An 18,961-nucleotide genomic window follows, 5' to 3' on the forward strand; every position below is an offset into this window, starting at 1 on the left:
CGCGTGTCGCATCTAGTGCGCAGGCGCGTTGCCGGTTGGGCGTGTATTGCGGGTTATGTACCAAACAATCGCTTCAACAATTCCGCGTCGAATCGGATAAACGGGCGAGTAACCCAAGAGTCTCCCGCCCTTGGTCACATCGGCCTGTGAATGCCGCACATCGGCTGCGCGGAAACTGCGGTAAGACGGACTTTTCTCATATGCGAATCCGTTTGCTGCCAGCACATCCCGCAACGACTCGAAAAGCTGATTGAGCGTGGTACGGTCTCCAACCGCAACGTTGTAAATTTGATTGCGCGCATCGGCCAGCGTTGTAGTTGCCGCGAGCAAATTTGCCTGAATGACGTTCGCTATGAAGCAAAAATCGCGGCTGGTTTCGCCATCTCCGTTAATGAAGATGTCCTCACCGGCGATCATTGCCGCGGTCCATTTCGGAATCACCGCTGCATAGGCACCGTTAGGATCTTGGCGCGGACCAAACACGTTGAAGTAGCGTAGACCGATCGCCGTGAAGCCGTAGCTGCGCGCAAAGACATCCGCATAGAGTTCGTTGACGAACTTGGTGACCGCATAGGGCGACAGCGGCTTGCCAATGACGTCCTCGACCTTCGGCAACGCCGGGTGATCGCCGTATGTCGAGCTGCTTGCGGCATAGGTGAAGCTCCGCACTTCCGCATCGCGTGCCGCGACCAACATATTGAGAAAGCCATCGATGTTGGTAGCGTTCGTGGTAATCGGGTCTGCAAGGCTGCGCGGCACGGAACCCAATGCAGCTTGGTGCAAAACGTACTCCACCCCCTCGCATGCACGGCGACAATCCTCCAGCTTGCGAATGTCGCCGTCGATGAAGGTGAACCGCGCCCATTGGCCTGCGGTAACCAGAGTCCGAACCTCGTCAAGATTTCGCTGGTGGCCGGTTGCAAAGTTATCCAAACCGACCACTTGCTGGTCGAGCTTCAGAAGCGTCTCGAGAAGGTTGCTGCCAATGAAGCCGGCGACGCCGGTGACTAGCCAGGTATGCCGTTCGCTGGTCAGGCGCCCGAGCAGTTGCTCGTACGCAGTTAGGCTAAGAGCGGAAGTATTCATAGCCGGCCATCCGCAGCACCCAACGGCAGAAGGCTTTTTACATCAAAAAGCACAGCGCCCGCTTGGCCAAAGGCCTTGATGCCAGACTCCCCCATGGCAACAAATTGGTGGTGTCCCACCGCCAGCACCACAGCAGCATATTGGCCGGATTGAGGCGTTTGGCTCAAGCATTTCAGTCCATATTCATGCTCGGCATCGGCCACATTGACCCAAGGATCGAACACGTCCACATGGACGTTGTAACTCTGAAGAGTGCGCACAATGTCCACCACCTTCGTGTTCCGCACGTCCGGACAGTTTTCCTTGAAGGTCAGACCTAGCACCAAGACTTTGCTGCCTAGTACGGGCAAGCTTTTGCGCAGCATCAACTTGATGACTTCGTCGGCTACGTGCGTAGCCATGTTGTCGTTGATGCGTCTGCCCGCCAAAATCACCTCAGGGTGATAGCCGACTTCGACCGCCTTGTGCGTCAGGTAGTACGGATCCACACCTATGCAGTGGCCACCCACCAGTCCCGGGCGAAAAGGCAGAAAGTTCCACTTGGTGCCCGCGGCCTGCAATACCTCTAGCGTGTCAATGCCCAACCTGTGAAAGATCAGGCTCAACTCATTCATGAGCGCAATGTTCACGTCCCGCTGGGTGTTTTCAATCACCTTCGCGGCTTCGGCCACTTTGATGCTGCTGGACTTGTGGGTGCCGGCAGTAATGATCTCGCGATACAACTGGTCGACGATTTCTGCGACCTCGGGTGTACTGCCGCTGGTCACCTTCTTGATAGTGGGCAGGCGGTGTTCTTTGTCGCCCGGGTTGATCCGCTCGGGGCTATAGCCGCAGAAGAAGTCAATGTTGAACTTCTTGCCATTGCTGAACTTTTCCAGCACCGGAACGCACACCTCTTCGGTGGCACCGGGGTAGACCGTGGATTCGTAAATGACGATCGCACCGGGCGGCATGACTTTGCCCACGGTTTCGCTAGCCTTGATCAACGGAGTCAAGTCAGGTCGATTGGCGTTGTCGATAGGAGTGGGCACCGTGACAATGAAGACTCCGCAATCGCGCAGGTCAGCTGTCTCGGAGGTGAAGACCAACTGCCTCGCAGTCTTCAACTCCTCGGATGTGGTTTCAAGCGTGTGGTCACGCCCAACCCTCAGTTCGGCAATGCGCTTGGGGTTGATGTCAAACCCAATGACGTCGCGCTTCTTTCCGAATTCGACGGCTAGGGGCAAGCCCACGTAGCCCAAGCCGATTACGGCAACTTTTGGATTGTTCGAGTTCATTCGGGCCTAGTCCCGGAGATAAAGCGCTCTAGCCACAACTGGGCAAAGCCGCGGACTGCAAGGCTCCAAGTTCGACTTGAAGAACTCGGAGAACAACCGACCAAATTGGCCGGTGTGCCCTGGCAAGACCCGTTCACCATGACCACCCCGGCCGCTATCAGCGGAACCGATCCGCCGTTTCGCTACCCAGATTCACCACTTGGGCGGCGGGCAATATCAAACTGATCACGCGGTTCCACTTCACGAGCGGCACGGGGTCGATGTAGACCACGTCTTGCGCCTCCAGGCTGAACTGCCGGGCCAGCACCATGGCGGCCGGGTTCTTGGCGTCCAGATGGAAGATGGCGGGCAAGCCCGTGGCACCCTGGCGAATCACGTAGATCTGGCCGGGGTTGGAGGTGGTGAGAATCGGCCCGCCCGCTTCGCCCAACGCTTCGTTCAGGTTGAGGCGGCCGTTGCTGCGCACCGTGAGCGCCGATGGCCGCAAGATTTCGCCCATCACAAACACCTTCGCGTCTTCGCGGTGGCCCACGCGAATGGTGTCGCCGCTCATCAAGGGGATGTCGTTGCCGTCGCGGCCGGCTTCGCGCAGGCGCGTCAGGTTGATATCGATGGACTTGCCATCGCGAACCAGTGTCACGTTCGCAAAGTTTCCGTTTGCGGTGATGCCGCCGGCCCGGTTGATGGCCTCGGCAAGCGTCATGGGCAAGTCGGTGAAGACCTGCGAGCCTGGTGCGCGCACTTCGCCTTCTACGTAGGCGCGGCGGCTTCTGAACGACTGAATGCGCACCGTCACCTGGGGCTCGCGCACTTGGGTGACGATCAGCTTGGAGATGAGTTCGCCGGCCTCGGCTTCGGTGAGTCCCGCAACCCTGACGCGGCCCACATACGGAAAGGCAATTTCGCCAGCCGAGTCGACGATGAAGCCGGGCGCCACGCTCACACCGGTAGGGTCGGACTGCTGCGAGATGACGGCGCCGGCATTGGGCAGCAGCTCGGGGTGGTCGTAAACGATGACGCCCACCACGTCTCCAGGGCCGATGGTGTAACGCTGCGGCTTGCCGAACAGCGCTCCGACTTCTGGCGGCACGCTCTTGGGCGTCAGCTTGGCCAGCGTGCGCACAAGGGCCGGCGTGATGGGGGTGATCCGGTCTTCGGGCGCCGCGTCGGGCAGGTACTGGAACTTGGGTGGAAGATCCTCGGCGCTCTGGTAGGGCTCTACGGTGCCCATGCCAGGCACGATGGTGCAGGCTTGAAGCAGGGCACCCACCAATAGAGCAGCGACCGATATATGTCTCACAAAACAAACCTCCGCTTTTTATTGCGCCTTGCGGCGAACATCTCGCTGAGGATTAGCTGTTTTCTATGCCTCCTCTATTGAGGCCATCTTAACTATTGTTGCCAAAAGGTTTCCCAAGTGGAAAGGGGGCGCAATTACGGCTCCAAAATAGATAACACTACTTACGTTTGGCAACCCACAATTTGATAGAAGTGTGGTGGCGTTAAATCGACGGCAAGCGATGCCGTTTTTGATGCGATCAGGAGGAGGATGAGGAGACATGCCAGAGGGGAGAAAGCCGGTCGGCCTACATGTCGCCTAACCTATCGCGGCGCTCGATGGTTACTGCACACGCGTTCCCTAGCCCGCCTTAAGCAGGTGATGGCGGCGAAATTCCAGCCCAAATACGTCGTCTTTCGACAACTATTTTTTGGGGTGCACGCACTAATCTTTGAAATAATAGAAGTTCAAAGTATTAGAGCGTTAATACATCGAAAGCAATCTGAGTGCGCCCGGTTTTGGCGCGACGAATACTTTTGTAATCGCAATTGCAATCTTTGCGGCTCGCGAATTTATCGGCTTTTTTGAGCATTGGCTGCTCTTCAAGACGCGCGCTGCGACTGTTGCCGTCGTCCAAGAACAAAAAAAAACGGGTCAGAGCTTGTGGCTCTGACCCGTTTTTCTATCTGACGATATGGTCGGTGTGAAAGGATTCGAACCTTCGACCCCTTGCACCCCATGCAAGTGCGCTACCAGGCTGCGCCACACACCGAAGCCCTCAATTATAGCCGGCGGAAATCACCGTCCGACGGTCAGGAGCTCACGAATTTCAAAAAGCTCGCGGCGCAAGTGCATCAGCTGCGACGGATCGACGGTGCGGGTGGCTTGCTGAGGCTCGGGGTTGGAGGTGTCTTCGTCGTCCTGGTGCAGGACCGCGTCGAACTCTTCCTGGTCGATTTCGACTGCTTCCATCCCCTCGAGCGGGACGATGCCGGCTTTGCGGCGCTCGCGCTCGCCTTGGACGAGTTCTTGCAGCTTGTTGCGCGCGCCGCTGATGGTAAAGCCCTGGTCGTAGAGCAAGTCGCGGATGCGGCGAATCATGAGCACCTCGTGGTGCTGGTAGTAGCGCCGGTTGCCGCGCCGCTTCATGGGACGCAGTTGCGTGAACTCCTGCTCCCAATAGCGCAGCACGTGCGGCTTGACACCGCACAGCTCGCCCACCTCACCAATGGTGAAGTAGCGTTTGACGGGAATCGGCGGGAGCGCTTTCTCCATTATTTCCATTGAAATCAAGACCGTGCGCGGGAAACCTTAGAGATTACTCTACGCAGCCGCGCAGCGCCAAGCCCTTATTCGGCTCCCAGGCTCCACTCGACCTCTGAAGTGCCGCTGGGCTCGATGCTTCCGTGGATCTGTTCCTTGAGCTTGGCGCTGGCGTGAAAGGTGGCCACGCGCCGCTCGCCGATGGGAATGGCCTCGCCGGTGCGCGGATTGCGCCCGGGCCGGGGGGCCTTCACCCGGATCTGGAAGTTGCCAAAGCCCGAAATCTTGACGTCGGTGCCTTCGATCAGGCTGTTGGCAATGAGGTCGAAGAAAGCCTCGACCATGTCCTTGGATTCGCGCTTGTTGAGGCCGATTTGCTCGAACAGCAAGTCAGCCAGGTGCGCCTTCGTGAGTGCGGGCGTTTCGAGGGCTTCGAGCGTGAATTCCGCAGCGTTCATTCTCATCAACCTCTCAGGCGGGCGCCGAGTGTGGCGCTCAGTTGTTCGACGATGGCGCGCACGGCAGGTTCCACCTGTTCGTCGGTCAGCGTGGCGTTGTCGTCCTGAAAGTTCAGGCGAACCGCCATGCTCTTCTCCCCTTGCACCAAGCCGCCCGATGCAGGCGCGGTGCCGTCGCGTGCAGGTTGCGGACGATAGATGTCGAACAGCGTGGCGTCGCGCAGCAGCCCTTGCGCAGCGGCCGCCGATTGAATGGCCTGCATCAATGCATTGTGCGTGACGGCCTCGGCCACCACCACGGCAATGTCGCGCTCCACGGCCTGGTGCTTGGGCACCGGCTTGGCCACGGGCACGGGCCGCGCGGTCACGTCATCGAGGTCGAGTTCAAAAACCACGGGGGGCAGGGCAAAGTCCCACTTCTGGCGCCAGCGCGGATGCAGCTCGCCGACAAAGCCGATGGCCTTGCCGTTGATGAGCACGCGGGCGGAGCGGCCGGGGTGGAGGGCCGGGTGCTCGGCCGGCTCGAAGCTTGGCACCAGAGGTGCGAGCAGCGCTTCGACGTCGCCCTTGGCGTCGTAAAAATCGACGCGGTGCGGCTTGCCGTCCCAGCGCGCATCTTCGGCATCGCCCCAGGCAAGGCCGGCCACGCGCATGGGCTGGTGAACGCCGCGCACGGTGCTGTCGGTGGTGGCCACGCTGTCGTCGCGCATGAACACACGGCCGGCTTCGAACACGCGCACGCGCGGGGCCTTGCGGTCGAGGTTGAACTTGAGCACCTGCAGCAGCGAGCCAATCAGCGACGAGCGCATCACGCTCATTTGGCTGGCAATGGGGTTCAGCAGCTTGACGGGGTTGGCATTGCCGGCCAGGTCTTGTTCCCAGTGCGCTTCAACAAAGCTGAAGTTGATGGTTTCCTGGTAGCCGAGCGCGGCCAGGCTGCGGCGCACCGCAAAGCGGCTGCGCTGTGCCTCGGGCCGAACGCGAGCGGTGATGGGCGCGAGGGGCGCGGTGGTCGGCAGGTTGTTGAAGCCAATGAGGCGTGCGACTTCTTCGATCAGGTCTTCTTCGATGAGCAGGTCGAAGCGGTGCGGCGGCGGCGTAACGGTCAAGGTGCCCTCGCCTTCGAGCAGGGCAAAACCGAGGCGACGCAGCGCGTCGGCGCATTGCGCCTGCGTCAAAGGCATGCCGATGACGCGCGCGGCACGTGCCACGCGCAGCGTGACGGGCATGGCCTCGGGCACGTTCAAGATCTTGTCGTCCATGGCGCCGGCCTGGCCGCCGCAGATCTCGACGATAAGCTGCGTGATGCGCTCGATGATCTGCACCGTGCGGCTCGGGTCGACGCCGCGCTCGTAGCGATGCCCGGCATCGGTCGAAAAATTGAAGCGGCGCGAGCGGCCCTGAACGGCTTCGGGCCACCAGAACGCGGCCTCTACGTAGATGTTGCGCGTGTCGTCCGACACCGAGGTGGCATCGCCGCCCATGATGCCGGCGAGCGATTCGACGGCCTCGTCGTCGGCAATGACGCCGACCTTGTCGTCGACGCTGATGGTGGCGCCGTTCAGCAGCTTGAGCTGCTCGCCTGCCTTGCCCCAGCGCACCGTGAGGCCGCCATGGATCTTGTCGAGGTCGAAGATGTGGCTGGGCTGGCCGTACTCGAACATGACGTAGTTCGAGATGTCGACCAGCGGCGTCACGCTGCGTTGGCCGCAGCGCGCGAGGCGCTCGACCATCCACGCCGGCGTGGTCACCTTGGTGTTCACGCCGCGCACAATGCGGCCCGAAAAGCGGCCGCAGAGTTCGGGCGCTTCCACCTTCACCGGCAGCACGTCGGCAAACGATGTTGCGACCGGCGCAATGGCGGGCGTCTTGAGCGGCGCGCCGGTGAGCGCAGCGAGTTCGCGTGCAATGCCGTACACGCTCAGGCCATGCGCGAGGTTGGGCGTGAGCTTGAGGGTGAGCAGTGCGTCGTCGAGCTTGAGCACGTCGCGCACGTCGGTGCCAATGGGTGCATCGGCATCGAGCTCGAGCAGGCCGCCGTGGTCTTCGCTCAGCTGCAGCTCGCGGGCCGAGCACAGCATGCCCTGGCTCTCGACGCCGCGCAGCTTGCCAAGCTTGATGAGAAAGGGCTTGCCGTCTTCACCGGGCGGCAGTTCGGCACCGACCAGCGCGCAGGGCACCTTGATGCCGACGCGCGCATTGGGTGCGCCGCACACGATGTTGAGCAAGGCGCCCTGCCCCACGTCCACCTGGCACACGCGCAGGCGATCGGCGTTGGGGTGTTGCACGGCTTCCTTGATCTCGCCAACCACGATGCGGCTGAAGGGCGGCGCCACGGGGCGGCGTTCTTCGACCTCGAAGCCGCCCATGGTGAGCGTTTCGGCCAGCTCGGCGCTGCCAAGGGGCGGATTGCAGAACTCGCGCAGCCAGGATTCCGGGAATTGCATCTCTTCGATCTCGTATTCGGTTTTGTTCTATGGATGGGTGCTTACTGGAACTGCGAGAGAAAGCGCAGGTCGCCGTCGAAGAACAGCCGCAGGTCGTTCACGCCGTAGCGCAGCATCGTGAGCCGGTCGGGCCCCATGCCAAAGGCAAAGCCGATGTAGCGCTCGGGGTCGAGGCCCATGTTGCGCACCACGTTCGGGTGCACCTGGCCCGAGCCCGCGACTTCGAGCCAACGGCCGGCCAAGGGGCCGCTCGCAAACTGGATGTCGATTTCAGCGCTGGGCTCGGTGAACGGAAAGAAGCTCGGGCGAAAGCGCAGCACGAGGTCGTCGCTCTCGAAGAAAGTGCGGCAGAAGTCGGTGAAGATGACCTTCAGGTCCTTGAAGCTCACGTTTTCGCCGAGCCACAGGCCTTCGCACTGGTGGAACATGGGCGAGTGCGTGGCGTCGCTGTCGACACGGTAGGTGCGGCCGGGCGCAATGACGCGGATCTCGGGCGCCTTGACGGCACCGGTGGTGTCGGCTGCAGCGGCGGCAAACTCAGCCGCGTATTTCTTGATGTGCTGATGCGCGTAGCGAACCTGCATGGGGCTGGTGTGCGGACGCAGGTTGTACGGAATGCCGTCGTCGCCGTTCAGGTCGACATAGAAGGTGTCCTGCATCGAACGTGCAGGATGGTTTGGCGGGTTGTTGAGCGAGGTGAAGCTGTGCCAGTCGCTCTCGATCTCGGGGCCGTCGGCCACGTCGAAGCCCATGCTGGAGAAGATCTCTTCGATGCGCTCCAGGGTGCGGCTCACGGGGTGCAATCCGCCCGGAATGCGGCGGCGGCCGGGCAGGCTCACGTCGAGGGCTTCAGCACGCAGTTGCAGCGAAAGCTCTTCGTCGGCCAGCTGCTGGCGGCGTTCGGTCAGCGAGGACTCGATGGCCTGTTTGGCCACGTTGATTGCGGCGCCGCGCGACTTTTTCTCGTCGACGCTGAGTGCGGCCATGCCCTTCATCAGCTCGGTGATGCGGCCCGACTTGCCGAGGAACTGCGCCTTGGCGTTCTCGAGCTCGGCGGGCGTTTTCGCTTCGGCGAAGGCGGCGCGTGCGGTGGCTACCAGGGAGTCCAACTCGTTCATAGCAACAGAAAATAGGCGGGGAAATAAAAAAAGAGCTGGAGCCTTTTCAAGCGCCAGCCCTTGTGTCGTGGGCGCAGGAGGCCGCCACGAAGGCAGCCGCCCTTGCTTTACAGGATCAAGCAGCCAGCTTGGCCTTGACCTGCTCCACGATGCCGGCAAAAGCGGCCTTGTCGTGCACTGCGATGTCCGCAAGCATCTTGCGGTCGATCTCGATTCCGGCCTTGCGGATGCCGTTTGCAAACTGGCTGTAGGTCAGGCCCAGTTCACGCGAGGCGGCGTTGATACGCGCGATCCACAGTTGACGGAAAACGCGCTTCTTGTTGCGGCGGTCACGGTAGGCATATTGCCCAGCCTTCATTACCGCCTGTTTGGCGATGCGGAAGACATTACCGCGGCGACCACGGAAACCCTTGGCGAGTGCGAGAACTTTCTTGTGGCGGGCGCGAGCCGTTACACCACGTTTGACGCGAGGCATGTGTGTACTCCTTGTTCGTCTGAGTTAAATGCCACGGCCGGGCAGCATGGCGGCGACAGAAACCATGTTGGTTTCATGCACTGCGACTGCACCACGGAGGTGACGCTTGTTCTTGGTGGTCTTCTTCGTCAAGATGTGACGCTTGAAGGCTTGACCGCGCTTGACGGTGCCACCGGGACGAACGCGGAAACGTTTTTTCGCGCTGCTCTTGGTCTTCATTTTGGGCATATGAATGCTCCTTTAGTTTGTGCTCGTGAGGCGCCGCGGATACTCCACGGACTTGTTGGCCCCGAGACACTTCTTTATCTCGCCCTTGCCTGCCCTTCTTGCGAAGCGCCGGCAACGGCGAAATTCTTTAAACCCTGCTAACTGACTCTCTCTAGCCCGGCCAGCCTTTTCAGGCTGCCGCGGGCGCCGACGACGTTTCCGTCGACGCGGGCTTGGCGGCACCACCGCCACCCGGCTTCTTGCGGCCCGGAGCGATCATCATGATCATCTGCCGGCCTTCGAGCTTGGGGAACTGCTCGACGACGATCAGGTCGGCCAGCTCATCGCGAATGCGCTGCAGCAAGGCCAGACCGAGCTCCTGGTGCGTGATCTCGCGGCCGCGGAAGCGCAGCGTGATCTTGCATTTGTCGCCCTCTTCAAGAAAGCGCTTGATGTTGCGCATCTTGATGTTGTAGTCGCCATCGTCGGTACCGGGGCGGAACTTGATTTCCTTGACCTCGATGACCTTCTGCTTCGACTTCGCCTCGGCCGCTTTCTTCTGCTCGTGGTACTTGAACTTGCCGTACTCGATCAGGCGGCACACTGGCGGATTGGCCGCGGCAACGACCTCTACCAGATCCACGTCAGCCTCACCAGCGAGGCGCAAGGCCTCGGAGAGACTCATAACACCCAATGGCTCGTTTTCCGGGCCTACAAGGCGGACTTCCGGGGCCATGATTTCCCGGTTCAGGCGGTGTTGGCGTTCCTCGCGGTGGCGGCGGTCGCGAAATGCAGTAGCGATGGTCAGAATCCTTCAAAAATTGCTACAAAATCTGTAGCGGAAGCCGGGGCAGTCCTCGCGGACAAGCGGCATGATTTGGTCGAGAGAAGCACATATGGGGGCGCTTCCGGGACGAATCAACGCTTGTCAGCAACATCCTGGTTGAGCCGTTGCACGAACGATTCGAGGGACATTGCACCGAGGTCTTGGTTGCCCCGGGCGCGCACTGCGACGGCACCAACTTCCTTCTCTTTGTCGCCTACGACGAGGATATAGGGAAGCTTTTGCAACGAATGCTTGCGTATTTTATACGTTATCTTCTCGTTGTGCAGATCGAGCTGAACCCTAAGCCCTTGATTCTGCAGCGTTTTAGCCACTGAAGCAGCGTAATCGGCCTGCCCTTCGCTGATATTGAGCACCGCCACCTGCACCGGAGCGAGCCATGCGGGCAGTGCACCCGCATGGTGTTCGATCAGCATGCCGATGAAGCGCTCAAGGCTGCCCACGATGGCGCGGTGCAGCATGACAGGGTGCGCGCGGCCGCTCGACTCAGTGACGTATTCGCCGCCCAGGCGCTCGGCCGTGTTGAAGTCGACCTGCATCGTGCCGCACTGCCACTGGCGGCCGAGTGCGTCTTTCAGCGTGTACTCGATCTTGGGGCCATAAAAGGCGCCGTCGCCGGGCGAGATGATGAAGTCGACGCCCGAACGGCGCAGCGCCTCCATGACCGCATGCTCGGCCTTGTCCCACAGCTCGTCTGAGCCGACGCGGTTGTCGGGCCGCGTGGCCACCTTGTAGAGGATGTCCGTGAAGCCGAAGTCGGCGTACACCTTCTGCAGTTGCTCCGTATAGGCAATGCATTCATCGAGGATCTGGTCTTCGGTGCAGAAGATGTGGCCGTCGTCCTGCGTGAAGCCGCGCACGCGCATGATGCCGTGCAGCGCGCCGCTGGGTTCGTTGCGGTGGCACTGGCCGAATTCGCCATAGCGCAGCGGCAGGTCGCGGTAGCTGCGCAGGTCGCTCTTGAAGATGAGCACGTGGCCGGGGCAGTTCATCGGCTTGAGCGCGTATTCGCGCTTTTCCGACTCCGTCGTGAACATGTTGTCGCGGTAGTTCTGCCAGTGGCCCGTTTTCTCCCACAGGCTCTTGTCCAGAATCTGCGGGCCCTTCACTTCCCAGTAGCCCGTGTCGCGGTAGATGCCGCGCATGTACTGCTCCACGGCCTGCCACACGGCCCAGCCCTTGGGGTGCCAGAACACGACGCCCGGCGCCACCTCGTCGATGTGGAACAGGTCGAGTTCCTTGCCCAGCTTGCGGTGGTCGCGCTTCTCGGCCTCTTCGATGCGCTGGATGTACTGGTCGAGCTGCTTCTTGTCGGCCCAGGCCGTGCCGTAGACGCGCTGCAGCTGCTCGTTCTTGGCGTCGCCGCGCCAGTAGGCACCGGCCAGCTTCGTGAGCTTGAAGACCTTCAGGAAGCGCGTGTTCGGCACGTGCGGACCGCGGCACATGTCGACGTATTCCTGGTGGTAGTAAAGGCCCATGGCCTGCTCGTCGGGCATGTCTTCGACAAGGCGCAGCTTGTAGTCTTCGCCGCGCGACTTGAAGACCTCGATGACCTCGGCACGCGGCGTCATCTTCTTGACCACGTCGTAGTCCTGCGCGATGAGTTCCTTCATGCGTGCCTCGATGGCGGTCATGTCTTCGGGCGTGAAGGGGCGCTCGTAGGAGATGTCGTAATAAAAGCCCTCCTCGATCACGGGCCCGATGACCATCTTGGCCGTCGGGTAGAGCTGCTTCACGGCATGCCCGACCAGGTGGGCCGTCGAGTGGCGGATGATCTCCAGGCCCTCGTCGTCCTTGGGCGTGATGATCTGGAGCTTGGCGTCGCGGTCGATGACGTCGCTGGCATCGACGAGCTTGCCGTCGACCTTGCCGGCCACCGTCATCTTGGCGAGCCCCGGTCCAATGGACTGGGCAACTTGGGCCACCGAAACCGGGCCTGGGAACTCGCGGCGCGAGTTGTCGGGAAGCGTGATCTGGATCATGAAAAACCTCGGGGCAGAAAAACAAAAAGCGCGGTGACTGGCCGCGCTTTGCTTGGTTTGGGAACTGGCAGAAACCAGCGAGCGCGGGCTACCGGCCCTTTCCTTCGGAGACGAAGAAAAAGCCGCTGAATCCTTGCGGAGTAGTTCGCGGTGTCATAACCAAGGTGCCTTTCTCGCTCTTGTTGGGTGCAGAGAGCCGCAATTCTATCCGGTGCCCGCCCAGGCCATCGGCCGGCGGGTTTTGCGGCTTTCCATAAAAAAAGCCCGGCGCGAGGCCGGGCTGGATGGTGACAGCGAATCGTCTGTTCAGGCGATCAGCGGGTCAGTGGAACTGTTCTTCCTCGGTCGAGCCGGTCAGCGCAGTGACGCTGGACTTGCCGCCCTGGATGACGGTGGTCACCTCGTCGAAGTAACCGGTGCCCACTTCCTGCTGGTGCGAGACGAAGGTGTAGCCGCGGTCGCGCGCTGCGAACTCGGGCTCCTGCACCTTTTCGACGTAGGCCGACATGCCGCGCTGCACGTAGTCTTGCGCCAGGTCGAACATGTTGAACCACATCGAGTGGATGCCGGCCAGCGTGATGAACTGGTACTTGTAGCCCATGGCGCCCAGTTCCTTCTGGAACTTGGCAATGGTGGCGTCGTCGAGGTTCTTCTTCCAGTTGAACGACGGCGAGCAGTTGTAGGCCAGCATCTTGCCGGGGTGGATCTTGTGCACGGCTTCGGCGAACTTGCGGGCGAACTCGAGGTCGGGCGTGCCGGTTTCGCACCACACCAGGTCGGCGTAGTAGGCATAGGCAACGGCGCGGCTGATGGCCTGGTCCATGCCCTTCTTCGTCTTGTAGAAGCCTTCGGCGGTGCGCTCACCGGTGAGGAACGGCTTGTCGTTCTCGTCGTAGTCGCTGGTGATGAGGTCGGCTGCTTCGGCGTCGGTGCGGGCAATCACGAGCGTCGGCGTGCCGCAGACGTCGGCCGCCATGCGTGCGGCGACGAGCTTCTGCACGGCTTCGGTCGTCGGCACGAGCACCTTGCCGCCCATGTGGCCGCACTTCTTGACCGAGGCGAGCTGGTCTTCGAAGTGCACGCCGCCGGCGCCAGCCTTGATCATGGCCTTCATCAGCTCGAAACCGTTCAGCACGCCGCCAAAGCCGGCTTCAGCGTCTGCAACGATTGGCGCGAAGTAGTCGACGTAGCCCTTGTCGCCGGGGTTCACGTTCTTGGACCACTGGATTTCGTCCGCGCGGCGGAAGGTGTTGTTGATGCGCTCGACCACGGTCGGCACCGAGTCCACCGGGTACAGCGACTGGTCGGGGTACATCGCCGAATAGGTGTTGGCGTCAGCGGCAACCTGCCAGCCCGACAGGTAGATGGCCTTCACGCCGGCCTTCACTTGCTGCATGGCCTGGCCGCCCGTGAGCGCGCCAAGGCAATTGACGTAGGGTTCGTTGTTTACCAGCTCCCAGAGCTTCTCGGCGCCGCGGCGTGCCAGCGTGTGCTCGATGGGGAACGAGCCGCGAAGGCGCACGACGTCGGCAGCGCTGTAGCCGCGCTTGATGCCCTTCCAGCGGGGATTGGTGGCCCATTCTTTCTCGAGGGCGGCAATTTGCTGTTCGCGGCTCAGTTGTTCTGTGAGGGTCTGGGGCATGGTCACTCCGTGAGGTTGATTGAAGGTTGGGCGCTGCGGCCGTGGAGTCACTGTAAACCGTCTCGGGACTCTTATGTCTTATAGAAGACATATTTTTAGTTCTTAAAAATCAACCACTTGCGGAAGTATTTCTCAATGCGAAATTATTTTTCTCATATTGAGAAAAAATATTGCGGCGCAGCAGGCGAGGATTTCGCAATATGCAATGGGTGTTTCAGGCGTGAAAAGAGCTGCGCGAACGCGGGCTTCACTGCGCGGCCGCGTGCGCAATCCAGTCGCCGCTCCTGATCACTGCGCGTCCTGCAATGCGCGAGGGATGGATCTCGTAGACCAGGCACTCGAACTGCTGCGCGCTCGCTTCCACCATCACATGGCGCCTGATGTATTCGCCGGAACCGTCGTCGGCAACTTCTTCGAGCACGTCGAGCGCGGCTTCAACCTCGGGTTCGATGCGGTAGATCTCGCCCACTACGCGCCGCTTGCCGCCCAGCACCACGCCGGGGTAGGCGCCCAGGTCGTACAGCGTGCCCGCAATGGCGGCGTCGGCCACGTAGAAGGGTTCGGGGCGAAAGCGCGCAATGTCGTTGCGCCCACCTCGGCGCAGCGTGCCGTAGACGAACACGTGGCGCAGAGAGCGCGCGCCCGGCGGGTCATCGGATTTCGGCGATTGCGGCATCATTGAATCCATCGTCCCACAACAAGCATCGAGTCTATTGAACACCGCTGTCCCCGCCTCCAGCCGCCTCGTTGCCTACGGCTGCCTGGCTTTGAGCATGTCGCTCGTCGGCGGTTATGTCGCCCTCTCCAAACCGTTGGTCGCCGCCTTCCCGGTGCTGCTGCTCGCGTGGCTCCGCTTCGGCATTGCCGCGCTTGCCATGCCGCACTGGCTGCAGCGATCGCCGGGCGAACCGCCGATGAGCGGTCGCACGCGCGGCCTGGTGTTTCTCGAATCGTTTTTCGGCAACTTCCTTTTCTCCGTCTGCATGCTCTTCGGCGTGAGCCTCACGAGCGCAGTGTCGGCCGGCGTGATCATGGCGTCCATGCCAGCGGCCGTGGCGGTTGCGAGCTGGCTCTTCCTGCGCGAGCGCATCACGATGCGCATCGGCTTGGCGATCGGGTGCGCAGCAATCGGCATCGGGCTACTCGCACTTGCGCCTGCGCACGTCCAAGCCAACGCAGAGGCCCCTTCGCGCTCGTCCCTGCCGTGGCTCGGCAATCTGCTGGTGTTCTGCGCGGTGCTGTGCGAGACGGCCTATGCTGTGATCGGCAAGTCGCTCACCGGCCGCCTCGGCCCCAAGCGGATCTCGTCGCTCATCAACCTGTGGGGCTTCGTGCTGTCGATGCCCTTCGGCATTTGGTTCGCACTGCAGTTCGATTTCTCTGCAGTGCGCTTGGGCATCTGGGCCTTGCTCGTGGTCTACGCGCTTGCGGCAAGCATCTGGACGGTGTGGCTCTGGATGACCGGTCTGCGCCACGTGCCCGCTGCACAAGCGGGCGTTTTCGCGGTGATGCTGCCCGTGAGCGCGGCCTTGATTGGCGTGCTGGTGCTTGGCGAGAGCCTCTCTTGGGCACAGCTCATTGCATTCGCTCTTGCGCTCGTCGGTGTGGTGCTGGCCACGTGGCCCGAACGCCGAAGCTGAAAACCTCGGGTTCTCCCCTCTGAAAAAACAACAGCTCCCAATGAAAAAACCACTTTTTCCCTTGGAAACGCGTTTTTTCTCCTTTAGCATCCGCAATGCCACTGGAGACGCAAGTTTTTCATTGGTGAACGTTCAACCAAAAAAGGAAATCAACCATGGCAACTGCAAAGAAGGCTCCGGCCAAGAAAGCTCCGGCAAAGAAAGCCGCTCCCGCCAAGAAGGCTGCGGCTCCTGCGAAGAAGGCCGCACCGGCCAAGAAGGCTGCTGCTCCCGCAAAGAAGGCTGCCGCTCCTGCGAAGAAGGCTGCTGCTCCGGCAAAGAAGGCTGCTCCTGCAAAGAAGGCCGCTCCTGCCAAGAAGCGCACGCCCAACGCCGCGTTCATGAAGGCCCTGACCCCCAGCCCGGCACTCGCCGCTGTGGTCGGTTCGACGCCTCTGCCGCGCACCGCAGTCGTGAGCAAGCTGTGGGACTACATCAAGAAGAACAACCTTCAAGACAAGGCCAACAAGCGCAACATCAACGCCGACGCCAAGCTGAAGGAAATCTTCGGCAAGCCGCAAGTCTCGATGTTCGAACTGGCTGCGCTGATCGGCAAGCACGTCAAGTAAGCGCTCGGGCACTGCGCGTTCATCGCGCTCCCGAATCAAAAAGCCGGCACGTGCCGGCTTTTTTTTGTCCGCGGCCGGCGCGCACGCCGGCTCGCTGCGCCGCTCTTCTCAGGCCCGCGCCTGGGCCGCGCGCGTGATCGACGCGAGCGTGCCGCGGGTGGTGATCACCTCGGGGTCGAGTGGAATTTCGATCAGCGTGCCTGTATCGGCCGCCAGCGCGCGCAGCAGTGCGGCTTCGAACTGCGAGGTTTCCGTCACGCGTTCGGCAACGTAGCCGTAGGCCCGCGCAAGGCCGCAGAAGTCGGGGTTTTGCAGCGCGGTGCCGCTCGTGCGATCCGGATATTCACGCTCCTGGTGCATGCGGATGGTGCCGAACATGCCGTTGTTCAGCAGCACGATGATGCTCTTGCCGCCGTGCTGCGAAGCCGTCGCGAGCTCCTGCCCGGTCATCAGAAAATCGCCGTCGCCCGCAATGGTGAATGCCACGCGGCCGGTGGCCAGGTTGGCTGCGATGCCCGCAGGCACCCCATAGCCCATGGCACCGCTGGTGGGCGCGAGCTGCGTCTTGTGGCCCTTCGCAAGCCCGTGATAGCGAAAGTAGCGATGCACCCAGCTCGCAAAATTGCCCGCGCCGTTGGTGATGGCCGCATCGGCCGGCAGGTGCTTTTGCAGCAGCGCGACCACCTCCGCCATGTCGACCGGGCCTCGCGGCGTTTCAGCCGGCATGCCGGCCAACGCTTGCGGCTCCAGGTTGGCTTCGTAGTCGGCATGGGCCTGCACTGCCCACGCTTCCCACGGCAGCGTGGTGGGCGCGCTGAGCACTTCGAGACTGCGCGCGGCCGCGCTCATACCGGCGTTGATGGCCAGGTCCGCCTGGTAGACACGGTTGAGTTCCTCCGCGCTGGCGTGGATGTGCACCAGCTTCTGCCGCGCCTTCGGCGCCTCGAGCAGCGTGTAGCCGCCGGTGGTCATCTCGCCCAGCCGCGGGCCGATGGCGATGATCAGGTCGCTGTCTTTCACGCGCTGCGCCAGCTTGGGGTTGATGCCGATGCCGACGTCGCCTGCATACAGCGAATGGTGGTTGTCGAAGGTGTCCTGAAAGCGGAAGGCATTGGCCACCGGCAGCCGCCAGTTCTCGGCAAAGCGCTGCAGCGCCTGCGCGGCCTGCGTCGTCCAGCCGCCGCCGCCCGCAATCACCAGCGGGCGTTCGGACTTCAGCAGCAGTTCGCGCAGGGTGCGCAGCGCGCCGGGGTCGCTCCAGGGTTGAACCGCTTCGACGCGCGGCAGGGGCCTCGCAGCGGTTTGCGCACGCAGCATGTCTTCGGGCAGCACCAGCACCACGGGCCCCGGCCGCCCGTTCATTGCCGTGGCAAAAGCGCGCGCCACGTATTCCGGGATGCGGTTAGCGTCGTCGATGCGCTCCACGCGCTTGGCAAAGCCCTTGGTGCTCGGCCCGAAGAAACTGCCGTAATCCACCTCCTGAAAGGCTTCGCGGTCGCGGAAGTCGCTGCCGACGTCGCCAACGAACAGCACCATGGGCGTCGAGTCCTGGAAGGCGTTGTGCACGCCGATCGATGCGTTGGTGGCGCCCGGCCCGCGGGTGACGAAGCACACGCCCGGCCGGCCGGTGAGCTTGCCGTGCGCGTCCGCCATGAAGGCCGCGCCGCCCTCCTGCCGGTTGACGATGAAGCGGGCGCGTTCGCGGTAGGCATGAAAGCCGTCGAGCACCGCCAGAAAGCTTTCGCCCGGAACGCCGAAAGCGATCTTCATGCCCTGCTCGATCAGGCATTCGACGATCAGGTGGCCGGCGGGTTGTGATGTACTCATGAGAAGTCGAACCTCAGCTGAAAATGTCTCCGGCAATTATGTGCGTCCGCTCTCAACGTCTTGCGTTAATTCACCAACTGGTTAAATTCGCGCCATGAAAGCCCCCAAGGATCTCCCGCCCGAAATGGTCGAGCCGCGCTCGCGCGACGCCGATCGTTCGCAACTCGCCATTCTTGCGTCGGCGCGCGACGAGTTTGCCGAACGGGGTCTGGCGGGTGCGCGCATGGACAGCATCGCGGCGCGCGCAGGCCTGAACAAGCGCCTCATCTACTACTACTTCGGCAGCAAGGACGACCTGTTCCTGGCGGTACTCGAACGCACCTACGCCGACATCCGCGAGGCCGAGCAACAGCTGCACCTGGACGAGATAGACCCGGTCGAGGCCATTCGGCAGCTGGTCTCGTTCACCTGGCACTACTACCTGGAGCACCCCGAGTTCATTACGCTGCTCAACAGTGAGAACCTGCATTGCGCCGAGCACCTCAAGCGCTCCGAGCGCATCCAGGAAATGAACTCGCCGCTGGTGCAGCTGCTCGATACGGTGCTTGAGCGCGGCAAGCGCGACAAGCTGTTCCGCGCCGGCGTCGACCCGGTGCAGTTGTACATCTCGATCGCCTCGCTCTGCTACTTCTACCTCTCGAACAACCACACGCTCTCGGCTGTCTTCGGCCGTGACCTGCGCGCGCCCAAGGCGATGGCGCAACGCCTCTCGCACATGACCGACCTCGTGCTGGGCTACGTGCTGCACTGAGCCCTCCGGGCGCCTTCCTTCTCTCCGGGTATTTACCGATCAGCAGCGGTTGCACTG

The 18,961-nt window shown here is 61.9% G+C and carries 18 protein-coding genes and 1 tRNA gene; 3 read left to right on the plus strand and 16 right to left on the minus strand.

Annotated features, from left to right (window positions below; genetic code table 11):
• Window positions 1-12: 12 nt before the first annotated feature.
• The 15 genes from J2X92_RS07125 to J2X92_RS07195 form a co-directional block, all read right to left on the minus strand.
• On the minus strand, window positions 13-1,086 hold the full coding sequence (locus J2X92_RS07125; RefSeq protein ID WP_307574505.1) for an NAD-dependent epimerase/dehydratase family protein: 1,074 nt from the start codon (window positions 1,084-1,086) through the stop codon (window positions 13-15).
• On the minus strand, window positions 1,083-2,363 hold the full coding sequence (gene tviB / locus J2X92_RS07130) for a Vi polysaccharide biosynthesis UDP-N-acetylglucosamine C-6 dehydrogenase TviB (protein ID WP_307574506.1): 1,281 nt from the start codon (window positions 2,361-2,363) through the stop codon (window positions 1,083-1,085). Before tviB ends, J2X92_RS07125 begins: the two co-directional genes overlap by 4 nt.
• A 157-nt stretch (window positions 2,364-2,520) precedes the next feature.
• Window positions 2,521-3,594, minus strand: a complete 1,074-nt coding sequence (locus tag J2X92_RS07135) for a polysaccharide biosynthesis/export family protein (protein ID WP_307574748.1) — start codon at window positions 3,592-3,594, stop codon at window positions 2,521-2,523.
• Window positions 3,595-4,117: 523 nt separating this feature from the next.
• Window positions 4,118-4,279 (minus strand): hypothetical protein, encoded by a 162-nt coding sequence (locus J2X92_RS07140; protein ID WP_307574508.1) that lies wholly within the window; start codon window positions 4,277-4,279, stop codon window positions 4,118-4,120.
• 58 nt (window positions 4,280-4,337) lie between these two features.
• Window positions 4,338-4,414: transfer RNA gene (locus tag J2X92_RS07145), tRNA-Pro, on the minus strand.
• Between the two features lie 26 nt (window positions 4,415-4,440).
• The gene (locus tag J2X92_RS07150) at window positions 4,441-4,917 is read right to left on the minus strand and encodes a MerR family transcriptional regulator (RefSeq protein ID WP_307574510.1); all 477 of its coding nucleotides are present in this window, start codon (window positions 4,915-4,917) and stop codon (window positions 4,441-4,443) included.
• Window positions 4,918-4,991: 74 nt separating this feature from the next.
• Window positions 4,992-5,363 (minus strand): integration host factor subunit alpha, encoded by a 372-nt coding sequence (locus J2X92_RS07155; RefSeq protein WP_055804702.1) that lies wholly within the window; start codon window positions 5,361-5,363, stop codon window positions 4,992-4,994.
• A gap of 5 nt (window positions 5,364-5,368) precedes the next feature.
• Window positions 5,369-7,810 (minus strand): phenylalanine--tRNA ligase subunit beta, encoded by a 2,442-nt coding sequence (gene pheT / locus J2X92_RS07160; RefSeq protein WP_307574513.1) that lies wholly within the window; start codon window positions 7,808-7,810, stop codon window positions 5,369-5,371.
• A 41-nt stretch (window positions 7,811-7,851) separates the two neighbouring features.
• Window positions 7,852-8,928 carry a phenylalanine--tRNA ligase subunit alpha gene (gene pheS, locus J2X92_RS07165; protein ID WP_307574514.1) on the minus strand — a complete coding sequence of 359 codons (1,077 nt, stop codon included), beginning with the start codon at window positions 8,926-8,928 and terminating at the stop codon, window positions 7,852-7,854.
• A 115-nt stretch (window positions 8,929-9,043) separates the two neighbouring features.
• Window positions 9,044-9,403 (minus strand): 50S ribosomal protein L20, encoded by a 360-nt coding sequence (gene rplT, locus J2X92_RS07170; protein WP_055804712.1) that lies wholly within the window; start codon window positions 9,401-9,403, stop codon window positions 9,044-9,046.
• Window positions 9,404-9,427: 24 nt separating this feature from the next.
• Complete coding sequence (gene rpmI / locus J2X92_RS07175; RefSeq protein WP_007832497.1) at window positions 9,428-9,631, minus strand: 50S ribosomal protein L35; 204 nt, start codon at window positions 9,629-9,631, stop codon at window positions 9,428-9,430.
• A 169-nt stretch (window positions 9,632-9,800) separates the two neighbouring features.
• Window positions 9,801-10,421 (minus strand): translation initiation factor IF-3, encoded by a 621-nt coding sequence (infC, locus tag J2X92_RS07180; RefSeq protein WP_307574750.1) that lies wholly within the window; start codon window positions 10,419-10,421, stop codon window positions 9,801-9,803.
• A gap of 107 nt (window positions 10,422-10,528) precedes the next feature.
• Complete coding sequence (thrS, locus tag J2X92_RS07185) at window positions 10,529-12,436, minus strand: threonine--tRNA ligase (RefSeq protein ID WP_307574517.1); 1,908 nt, start codon at window positions 12,434-12,436, stop codon at window positions 10,529-10,531.
• Between the two features lie 322 nt (window positions 12,437-12,758).
• A complete protein-coding gene (aceA, locus tag J2X92_RS07190) occupies window positions 12,759-14,078 on the minus strand; it encodes an isocitrate lyase (RefSeq protein ID WP_307574519.1) in 1,320 nt (439 codons plus the stop codon).
• A 247-nt stretch (window positions 14,079-14,325) separates the two neighbouring features.
• The gene (locus J2X92_RS07195) at window positions 14,326-14,754 is read right to left on the minus strand and encodes a gamma-glutamylcyclotransferase family protein (RefSeq protein ID WP_307574520.1); all 429 of its coding nucleotides are present in this window, start codon (window positions 14,752-14,754) and stop codon (window positions 14,326-14,328) included.
• 37 nt (window positions 14,755-14,791) lie between these two features.
• Here J2X92_RS07195 and J2X92_RS07200 point away from each other — a divergent pair, with 37 nt between their 5' ends.
• Window positions 14,792-15,718: a DMT family transporter gene (locus J2X92_RS07200; protein ID WP_307574521.1), complete on the plus strand. Its 927-nt coding sequence runs from the start codon at window positions 14,792-14,794 to the stop codon at window positions 15,716-15,718.
• 155 nt (window positions 15,719-15,873) lie between these two features.
• Window positions 15,874-16,326, plus strand: a complete 453-nt coding sequence (locus J2X92_RS07205; protein WP_055804724.1) for an SWIB/MDM2 domain-containing protein — start codon at window positions 15,874-15,876, stop codon at window positions 16,324-16,326.
• Between the two features lie 108 nt (window positions 16,327-16,434).
• Here J2X92_RS07205 and J2X92_RS07210 read toward each other — a convergent pair whose 3' ends face one another.
• On the minus strand, window positions 16,435-18,153 hold the full coding sequence (locus tag J2X92_RS07210; protein ID WP_307574523.1) for a thiamine pyrophosphate-binding protein: 1,719 nt from the start codon (window positions 18,151-18,153) through the stop codon (window positions 16,435-16,437).
• A 94-nt stretch (window positions 18,154-18,247) separates the two neighbouring features.
• Between J2X92_RS07210 and J2X92_RS07215 the strand changes: the two genes are divergently transcribed.
• On the plus strand, window positions 18,248-18,904 hold the full coding sequence (locus J2X92_RS07215) for a TetR/AcrR family transcriptional regulator (protein WP_307574524.1): 657 nt from the start codon (window positions 18,248-18,250) through the stop codon (window positions 18,902-18,904).
• Window positions 18,905-18,961: the final 57 nt, after the last annotated feature.

Source organism: Variovorax paradoxus (genome assembly GCF_030811855.1).
GTDB classification, from domain to species: domain Bacteria; phylum Pseudomonadota; class Gammaproteobacteria; order Burkholderiales; family Burkholderiaceae_C; genus Variovorax; species Variovorax paradoxus_L.